This is a genomic window from Motilimonas pumila (assembly GCF_003596335.1).
GTDB lineage: Bacteria > Pseudomonadota > Gammaproteobacteria > Enterobacterales > CBDFNC01 > Motilimonas > Motilimonas pumila.
On sequence record NZ_QZCH01000078.1, the window covers coordinates 1 to 2,230 of the forward strand.

Annotated in this window: 2 protein-coding genes; both read left to right on the forward strand. The window is 44.9% G+C overall.

Features of this window, described 5'->3' with window-relative positions; translation table 11 throughout:
- Positions 1-211 precede the first annotated feature (211 nt).
- Positions 212-730, forward strand: a complete 519-nt coding sequence (locus D1Z90_RS20390; protein ID WP_119912610.1) for an Hcp family type VI secretion system effector — start codon at positions 212-214, stop codon at positions 728-730.
- Positions 731-869: 139 nt separating this feature from the next.
- The coding region (gene tssI / locus D1Z90_RS20395; RefSeq protein WP_119912611.1) for a type VI secretion system tip protein TssI/VgrG at positions 870-2,230 on the forward strand (1,361 nt) is incomplete at its 3' end.

Below are 2,230 nucleotides of genomic sequence, written 5' to 3' on the forward strand. Positions count from 1 at the left end.
TATGCCTAAAAAACCGCGGGCAAGATCTTGCTCGCTGGGCAACTTCTTGCTCGCATCTGAGCAAGATCTTGCCCGCGAAAACCACCTTGATGTATAACTTGTTGATTTTTAATGTATTTAAAGTTGGCATGCAACTTGTATTATAACAAGCACTACTACTCGTTTAGTTAGTTTAACTATTTGATTTTTAATCTCTAAAAAGGAAATTAAGATGCCAACTCCTTGTTATATTGCCATCGAAGGCCAAACCCAAGGTAACATCACTGCTGGTGCATTCACTGCTGAGTCGGTAGGTAACATCTACCAAGAAGGTCACGAAGACGAAATGTTGGTACAAGAGTTTGACCACATTGTAACCGTACCGACAGACCCACAATCAGGTCAACCTTCTGGTCAACGTGTGCATAAGCCATTCAAATTCACCGTAGCGCTAAACAAAGCGGTACCACTTTTGTACAACGCACTAGCGTCAGGTGAAATGCTACCTCGTGTAGAGCTAAGATGGTACCACACTACGGTTGAAGGTAAGCAAGAGCACTTCTTCTCTACTATCTTGACAGACGCGACTATCGTTGACGTTGATTGTAAAATGCCACACTGTCAAGACGAAACCAAAGGCGGTTTCACTCAGCTAGTTAAAGTATCACTGGCTTACCGTAAGATTGATTGGGAACACCTAGTTGCCGGTACTTCTGGTGCTGATGACTGGCGTGCGCCACTAGAAGCTTAATTGCGACTAGTTAACCTTAGGCATCGTTAAAAACAGGATCGTTTTTCAGTTTGTGATGCCTTAGGTTTGTTAAGCCAGCTTATCTTGCCACTGTGGCTGGAGGCTGGCTTAATTGTTTTAACTGCAGTAAGGATACTTAATGGCGAATCAAACGGGCTTACAATTTACCTTTCGTGCTGACGGCCTCAGCCATGGCGAGCTGTTAGTAACAGCGTTTGATTATCAAGAAGGTTTGTCGCAGCTTTTTAATGTTTCCCTTTCACTCGCCAGTCGGCGCGATGATGTTTTACCAAAAGAAATAGTGGACCAAACAGGGTGTTTAACCATTTATCAAGACGGTGAAATACTGCGTCATGTTCACGGCATCGTGAGTCACTTTTCTCAAGGGGACACAGGCCACAGCCACAGCTTATACCATGTCACATTGGTGCCTGCAGCAGCCCGCTTATCTTTAAGACACAACAGTCGAATTTTTCAGCAACAAACCGCGCTCGATATTATCAGTATTTTATTGCAAGAAATGCAGATAGACGACTACGCATTTGCTTGTCAGCGCACGCCTTCAACACGCGAATTTTGTGTGCAATATCGTGAAACAGATTTAGATTTTATTGAACGCCTCGCAGCGGAAGAAGGCCTGTATTACTTTTTTGAGCAATCGGCGGGCAAGCACACCTTAGTATTCAGTGATAACTTGCAATCAAATATGCAATTTACTGAGGCGCTGCAATATAACAACTTAGCCGGAGGGGCGAGTAAAGCGCCTCACATCAGTGAATTTGGTTTGCGCCATGAAATCGCTTCAAGCCATACCGAATTAAAAGATTACAGCTTTAAAAAGCCACATTATGCCTTCTTAAAACAACAAAACGGTCTTGAGAAAGCGTGGCAAAATGACAATTACGAACACTTTGATTACCCAGGCCGGTTTAAAGATGCAGGCAATGGAGAAGCATTCAGTGATGCCAGAATGCGGTCATTAAGAAGTCACGCCATTTTAGCTGCGGGCAAGAGTAACATTGCACAGCTTATTGCGGGCGCAAAATTCGATTTGGTTCAACACCTGCAAACAGACTTTAATCGTGATTGGTGCGTATTATCAGTGCAGCATCATGGTGAGCAACCGCAAGCATTAGAAGAAGCGGGCGGGGAAGGCATGACCCGTTATCATAATGACCTGACCGTGTTTCCGAGCCACCTTATATGGTTGCCAGAACAGAACCCCAAACCAAGGGTAAACGGCCCACAAATTGTCAAAGTGACAGGGCCGCAAGGGGAAGAAATCTATTGTGATGAGCACGGCAGAGTAAAGGTACAGTTCCCTTGGGACAGATACAGTGACAACAATGAAAATGCCAGCTGTTGGATCCGTGTAAGCCAAGACTGGGCAGGCGCTCAATATGGCAGCATGGCGATCCCTCGTATTGGTCACGAAGTTATCGTGCACTTTTTGGAAGGTGATCCAGACCAGCCTATTATTACAGGGCGAACTTACCACGC

Excerpts from the sequence above, each read along its gene's own strand:
- D1Z90_RS20390 (WP_119912610.1), top strand. The coding sequence starts at position 212 with ATGCCAACTCCTTGTTATATTGCCATCGAAGGCCAAACCCAAGGTAAC.